At 61.0% G+C, this 6,510-nt stretch carries 5 protein-coding genes and 1 pseudogene; all 6 read left to right on the top strand.

Features of this window, described 5'->3' with window-relative positions:
- Positions 1 to 183: 183 nt before the first annotated feature.
- A pseudogene (locus tag OKB81_RS18750) lies at positions 184 to 1,458 on the top strand (NupC/NupG family nucleoside CNT transporter).
- Positions 1,459 to 1,581: 123 nt separating this feature from the next.
- Entirely contained in the window at positions 1,582 to 1,752 is a 171-nt protein-coding gene (locus OKB81_RS18745) for a XapX domain-containing protein (protein ID WP_010673027.1), read from the top strand.
- 387 nt (positions 1,753 to 2,139) lie between these two features.
- Positions 2,140 to 2,913 (top strand): deoxyribose-phosphate aldolase, encoded by a 774-nt coding sequence (gene deoC, locus OKB81_RS18740; protein ID WP_039039946.1) that lies wholly within the window; start codon positions 2,140 to 2,142, stop codon positions 2,911 to 2,913.
- An 82-nt stretch (positions 2,914 to 2,995) separates the two neighbouring features.
- Positions 2,996 to 4,327, top strand: coding sequence for a thymidine phosphorylase (deoA, locus tag OKB81_RS18735; RefSeq protein WP_160838335.1), 1,332 nt, complete (start codon positions 2,996 to 2,998; stop codon positions 4,325 to 4,327).
- A 14-nt stretch (positions 4,328 to 4,341) separates the two neighbouring features.
- Positions 4,342 to 5,550 (top strand): phosphopentomutase, encoded by a 1,209-nt coding sequence (locus tag OKB81_RS18730; RefSeq protein ID WP_160838337.1) that lies wholly within the window; start codon positions 4,342 to 4,344, stop codon positions 5,548 to 5,550.
- Positions 5,551 to 5,683: 133 nt separating this feature from the next.
- Positions 5,684 to 6,400, top strand: coding sequence for a purine-nucleoside phosphorylase (deoD, locus tag OKB81_RS18725; RefSeq protein WP_005341325.1), 717 nt, complete (start codon positions 5,684 to 5,686; stop codon positions 6,398 to 6,400).
- The last annotated feature ends 110 nt before the right edge of the window (positions 6,401 to 6,510 follow it).

Raw genomic sequence — 6,510 nt, 5'->3', positions numbered from 1 at the left:
CCATGATCTCGCACCTCAGTAACTGTACGTAAGATCAGTATAGCTCGTGGTGACTGCTAATCATGGGTAATCAGGTTCTATTTTGTCGCACCGTAATTAGTATAATGCGCACCCTTGATTAGCGGCTTCAATACACAAATCGTTAACAAGCTGGCAGGTGCTACTAAAGAGGAAGTGTTAATAATGAATCTGATAATGGGTCTGGTAGGGATGGCGACGCTCATCCTTATTGCGGTGCTGTTCTCCAGCAACCGCAAGGCAATCAAAATTCGTACCGTAGGTGGCGCCTTTGCCATCCAGGCCGGTCTGGGGGCCTTCGTGCTCTACGTGCCGGTCGGTCGTGACATCCTGGTGGGCGTGTCCGACGCCGTCTCCAGCGTCATCGGTTATGGCCAGAACGGCATCGAATTCCTGTTCGGTGGTCTGGTTGGCAACAAGATGTTCGAAGTGTTCGGTGGCGGTGGCTTCGTCTTCGCCTTCCGCGTCCTGCCCGTCATCATCTTCTTCTCTTCCCTGATCGCGGTACTCTACTACCTCGGCATCATGCAGTGGGTGATCAAGCTGCTGGGCGGCGGTCTGCAGAAGGTGCTGGGCACCTCCCGTACCGAATCCCTCTCCGCCACTGCCAACATCTTCGTCGGTCAGACCGAAGCCCCGCTGGTGGTACGTCCCTTCATCTCCAAGATGACCGACTCCGAGCTGTTCGCCGTCATGTGTGGTGGTCTGGCTTCCGTTGCCGGCTCCGTGCTGGCCGGTTACGCCTCCATGGGTGTCAAGATGGAATACCTGATCGCCGCCTCCTTCATGGCTGCCCCGGGTGGTCTGCTGTTCGCCAAGCTGCTGGTACCGGAAACCGAGACCCCGAGCTACGACGAGAACACCGCAGAAGGTGAGCTGGACGACAAGCCTGCCAACGTGATCGACGCCGCTGCCGCCGGTGCCTCCGCCGGTCTGCAACTGGCCCTGAACGTGGGTGCCATGCTGCTGGCCTTCATCGGCCTCATCGCCATGATCAACGGCATCTTCTCCGGTGTGGGCGGCTGGTTCGGTTACCCGTAACTCTCCCTGGAGCTGCTGCTGGGCTGGCTGTTCTCCCCGCTGGCCTTCCTGATCGGCGTGCCCTGGAGCGAAGCGGTCGTGGCCGGTTCCTTCATCGGTCAGAAGCTGGTGGTCAACGAGTTCGTGGCTTACCTGAACTTCGCTCCCTACCTGAAGGATGAAGTGCTGATCAACGGTGTGGCCATGTCCGAGCACACCAAGGCGATCATCTCCTTCGCCCTGTGCGGCTTCGCCAACCTGTCCTCCGTCGCCATCCTGCTGGGTGGTCTGGGCTCCATGGCACCGAACCGTCGCGGCACCATCGCCAAGTTCGGTCTGAAGGCCGTGCTGGCAGGTTCCCTGTCCAACCTGATGTCTGCGACCATCGCAGGCTTCTTCCTGGCGCTGTCCGGCATGTAACATCGCCTGACTGACAGGATAAAGACGAACGCCACAGCGATTTGCTGTGGCGTTCTCGTTTGGGGAGGTGACAACCGTTTTCCTGTCAAGACTAATAATAAAGTGAGTCAAATCGGAGGTTCTATGAATGAAGTGCTACTGGCTATGGCGGCCGGCTTTATCGTTGGGGTGTTGTTTTCTTTCCTCAAGTTGCCGATACCGGCGCCGCCCGTCCTCTCCGGCGTCATGGGGATCGTGGGGGTCTATCTGGGGGGCATTGCCTACTCCTGGATCCTGACCCGCTTCTTCTCTTAAGCGCCTTCCAGCGCTGGATTTTCCGGGTGTGAGGTACCTCTGAAATTGGCAAATCCGGCTTGCAAACACGGGGTATCTCGGCTGAAATAGGCGATGCCAGCAGGGTGCTGGCATTGACTAATGCCCGGTGAATCCGGGTGTTGGCGGTCAAATGGAATTGATTGGGAAGTCGGGTCTGCGTAGTCGGCCTTTCTCAAGTCTTCATGGAACCAAGTCCGCACTTTTGTAAGAAAGTGACAGGGCTCTTGCCTTATTTGCAGCCGTATTGCCTGTGCATTTGCGCTGCAATTCCATATCCCGTTGCTCCGGGAACGTCTCTGCCGACCCTTGGTGTTCGGTGAAGCCGATCGCGGGTGATGGGGCTTAACAAGACTTTGGAGACATAGCATGACTGATCTGAAAGTGGCCGCCCAACGCGCCCTGAACCTGATGGACCTGACCACCCTGAACGATGACGACACCGATCAGAAGGTGATCGACCTGTGCCACAAGGCCAAGTCTCCGGCCGGCCTGACCGCCGCCGTCTGCATCTACCCCCGTTTCATCCCCATCGCGCGCAAGACCCTGCGTGACATCGGCGCCGCCGACGTGCGCATCGCGACCGTGACCAACTTCCCCCACGGCAACGACGACATCGAGATCGCCGTGGCCGAGACCCGTGCCGCCGTGGCCTACGGTGCCGACGAGGTTGACGTGGTCTTCCCGTACCGCGCCTTCATGGCCGGCAATGAACAGGTTGGCTTCGATCTGGTCAAAGCCTGTAAGGAAGCCTGCGGCGCCAAGGTACTGCTGAAAGTGATCATCGAGACCGGCGAGTTGAAGGAAGAGGCGCTGATCCGTCGCGCCTCCGAGATCTCCATCGACGCCGGTGCCGATTTCATCAAGACCTCCACCGGCAAGGTGCCGGTGAACGCGACCCCTGAAGCGGCCCGCATCATGATGGAAGTGATCAAGGCCAAGAACCCGAAAGTGGGCTTCAAGCCGGCCGGTGGCGTGAAAGACGCCGCCGTGGCGGGTCAGTACCTGGCCATGGCCGAAGAGATCCTGGGCAAGGACTGGGTATCCGCCCGCACCTTCCGCTTCGGCGCCTCCAGCCTGCTGGCCAGCCTGCTGGCGACCCTGGGGCATGGCGACAAGCCTGCCAATACCAGCGGTTACTAAGCGGCGGCAGGGGGCGGTGCGCCGCCCCCTTTCGGATCTGGTTCGGTCTGTGTTCGTGCGTGATGCACGGAGGGAATGAAAGATGTTTTTGCCTCAAGAAATTATTCGCAAGAAGCGCAACGGTGAAGCGCTCAGTACCCAAGAGATTCAATTCTTCGTCCAGGGCATAACCAACAACACCATCGGCGAGGGGCAGATCGCGGCCCTGGCGATGGCGGTCTACTTCAAGGACATGACCATGGATGAGCGGGTCGCCCTGACCTGCGCCATGCGCGACTCCGGCATGGTGCTGACCTGGGACCACCTCAATCTGGGCGGCCCCATCGTCGACAAGCACTCCACCGGCGGCGTGGGTGACGTCGTCTCCCTGATGCTGGGCCCCATGGTCGCCGCCTGTGGCGGTTTCGTGCCCATGATCTCCGGCCGTGGTCTCGGCCATACCGGCGGTACCCTGGACAAGCTGGATGCCATCCCCGGCTACCAGACCTCGGTCGACAACGACCGCTTCCTGAAAGTGGTGAAAGAGGCGGGTGTCGCCATCATCGGCCAGACCGGCGATCTCGCCCCGGCGGACAAGCGTATCTATGCGGTACGGGACATCACCGCCACCGTCGAGTCCATTGCCATGATCACCGGCTCCATCCTCTCCAAGAAGCTTGCCTCCGGGCTCGAAGCGCTGGTGATGGACGTGAAGGTGGGCTCCGGCGCCTTCATGCCGACCTTTGAAGCCTCCGAGGAACTGGCTAAGAGCATCGTCGCCGTGGCCAACGGTGCCGGCTGCCGTACTTCAGCACTCTTGACCGACATGAACCAGGTGCTGGCCTCCAGCGCCGGCAACGCGGTGGAAGTGCGCGAGGCGGTGCGCTACCTGACCGGTGAGTATCGCAACCCGCGCATCCACGAAGTGACCCTGGCCCTGTGCGCCGAGATGCTGATCTCCGCGGGGCTTGCGAGCGACGAGCAGGACGCCCGTGCCAAGCTGCAGGCGGTGCTCGACAACGGCAAGGCCGCCGAGATCTTCGGTCGCATGGTGACCGGCCTCGGTGGTCCCGCCGACTTCATGGAGCGCTACGACGCCTACCTGCCCAAAGCCGCCATCGTGCGCCCTGTCTACGCGGCCCACAGCGGATTCGTCACCGCCATGGACACCCGTGAACTGGGTCTGGCCGTGGTGGCCATGGGCGGTGGTCGCCGCGCCGCCGCCGACAAACTCGATTATGCGGTCGGTCTGACCGACTTTATCCGCCTGGGTCAGAGCGTCGATGCTGACAAGCCGCTCGCCCTGATCCACGCTCAGACAGAAGCTCAATTTGCCGAGGCTGCCCGCATGGTGCAGGCTGCCGTGAAGATCGGCGACACCCGACCAGAGGCGCTGCCCGAGGTTTACCGTCGCATCGGTCTGGCTGATTTGTAACAAGGGGAAGTCCCATGAAACGTACCTTTATTCTGATGATGGACTCTTTCGGTATTGGTGCTGCCGCCGATGCCGACAAGTTCGGCGACGTGGGTGCCAATACCCTTGGCCATATCGCCAAGGCGTGCGCCGCCGGTGAGATCGAGGGCCGTGGCGCTCTCAACCTGCCAAACCTCAGCAAGCTGGGTCTGGGCCACGCGGGCGAACTCGCCAGCGGCACCTTCCCGGCCGGACTGAACAAGGATGTCGAGGTGATCGGTGCCTACGGCTTTGCCCAGGAGCTCTCCTCAGGCAAGGACACCCCGTCCGGTCACTGGGAGATTGCCGGCGTGCCCGTCTTGTTCGAGTGGGGTTATTTCCACGACCATCACAACAGCTTCCCGCACGAGCTGCTGGATGCCATCGTCGAGAAGGCCGGTCTGCCCGGGTATCTGGGCAACTGCCACGCCTCCGGCACCCAGGTGCTGGACGATCTGGGCGAAGAGCACATGCGCACCGGCAAGCCGATCCTCTACACCTCTGCCGACTCCGTGTTCCAGATCGCCTGCCACGAAGAGACCTATGGCCTCGAGAAGCTCTATGAGCTGTGCCACATAGTGCGCGAGCTGCTGGAGCCCTACAACATCGGCCGCGTCATCGCGCGTCCGTTCGTGGGCAGCGGCAAGGGCAACTTCAAGCGCACCGGCAACCGCCACGACTACTCCGTGCTGCCGCCGGCGCCGACCGTGCTGGACTACATGAAGGAAGCGGGTGGCCAGGTGGTCTCCATCGGCAAGATCGCCGACATCTATGCCCAGCAGGGCATCACCAAGCAGGTGAAGGGGACCGGTCTGACCGAGCTGTGGGACAGGACTCTGGAAGAGGTGAAAGCGGCCGGTGACCAGACCATCGTCTTCACCAACTTCGTGGACTTCGACTCCTCCTACGGTCACCGCCGTGACGTCAAGGGCTACGCCGATGCGCTGGAGTACTTCGACTCCCGCCTGCCGGAGCTGTTCGACCTGCTGCAGGATGGCGACGTGGTGGTGCTGACCGCCGACCACGGCTGTGACCCGACCTGGAGCGGTACCGACCACACCCGCGAATACATCCCGGTACTGTTCTACGGCAAGCCGGTCAAGGCGGGCTCCGTCGGTCGTCGCGAGACCTTCGCCGACATCGGCCAGAGCATCGCGGCCTACCACGGCCTGCCCAAGCTGCAATACGGTACCAGCTTCCTGTGATGGTGACCCCGGGCCGGTTCGCCTGCCTGGGGTGCCACAGGGCCCCGGTTTCCTGTAATGTACCGCCGCCGCGCAGGCAGCGGACAATCCATAAAGACAATAAAACTCAACCTAGTGTGAAGGAATAAAGAGAATGGCAACTCCTCATATCAATGCGAAAGATGGCGCCTTTGCTGATACCGTGCTGATGCCGGGCGACCCCCTGCGTGCCAAGTACATCGCCGAAACCTTCCTGGAGAACGTCGAGCAGGTGTGCGACGTGCGCAACATGTTCGGTTTCACCGGCACCTACAAGGGTCGTCGCATCTCCGTCATGGGTCACGGCATGGGCATTCCGTCCTGCTCCATCTACGCAAAAGAGCTGATCACCGACTACGGCGTGAAGACCCTGATCCGCGTGGGCTCCTGCGGTGCCGTGCGTGAAGACGTGAAACTGCGTGACGTGGTGATCGGCATGGGTGCCTGCACCGACTCCAAAGTGAACCGTCTGCGCTTCAAGGACCACGACTTCGCCGCCATCGCCGACTTCGACCTGGTGGCCAATGCCGTTCAGGCCGCCAAGAACAAGGGCGTGGCCGTGCGCGTGGGCAACATCTTCTCCGCCGATCTGTTCTACACCCCGGACCCCTCCATGTTCGACGTCATGGAAAAATACGGCATCCTGGGTGTCGAGATGGAAGCCGCCGGTATCTATGGCGTGGCCGCCGAGTACGGTGCCAAGGCGCTGACCATCTGCACCGTCTCCGACCATATCCGTACTGGTGAGCAGACCACCTCCGAAGAGCGTCAGCTGACCTTCAACGACATGATCGAAATCGCGCTGGACTCCGTCCTGCTGGGTGACAACTGATCCCCCTCGCGCATAAAAAAACGGCGGCCCTCGGGCTAATGCCGATCAGTTAAGGATCCATTGACCGATCCTCAGGCTGTGTAAGAATCCGAAACTCCTTGTTGGGTTTC

This window comes from Aeromonas sp. QDB56, from assembly GCF_027705505.1.
Lineage (GTDB): Bacteria > Pseudomonadota > Gammaproteobacteria > Enterobacterales > Aeromonadaceae > Aeromonas > Aeromonas caviae.
Note: the sequence above shows the minus strand (reverse complement) of the source record. Positions and strands in the feature narration are given on the sequence as shown.

Coding starts and splice junctions, on each gene's coding strand:
- OKB81_RS18745 (WP_010673027.1), top strand. CDS start 1,582: ATGAATGAAGTGCTACTGGCTATGGCGGCCGGCTTTATCGTTGGGGTG.
- deoC (WP_039039946.1), top strand. CDS start 2,140: ATGACTGATCTGAAAGTGGCCGCCCAACGCGCCCTGAACCTGATGGAC.
- deoA (WP_160838335.1), top strand. CDS start 2,996: ATGTTTTTGCCTCAAGAAATTATTCGCAAGAAGCGCAACGGTGAAGCG.
- OKB81_RS18730 (WP_160838337.1), top strand. CDS start 4,342: ATGAAACGTACCTTTATTCTGATGATGGACTCTTTCGGTATTGGTGCT.
- deoD (WP_005341325.1), top strand. CDS start 5,684: ATGGCAACTCCTCATATCAATGCGAAAGATGGCGCCTTTGCTGATACC.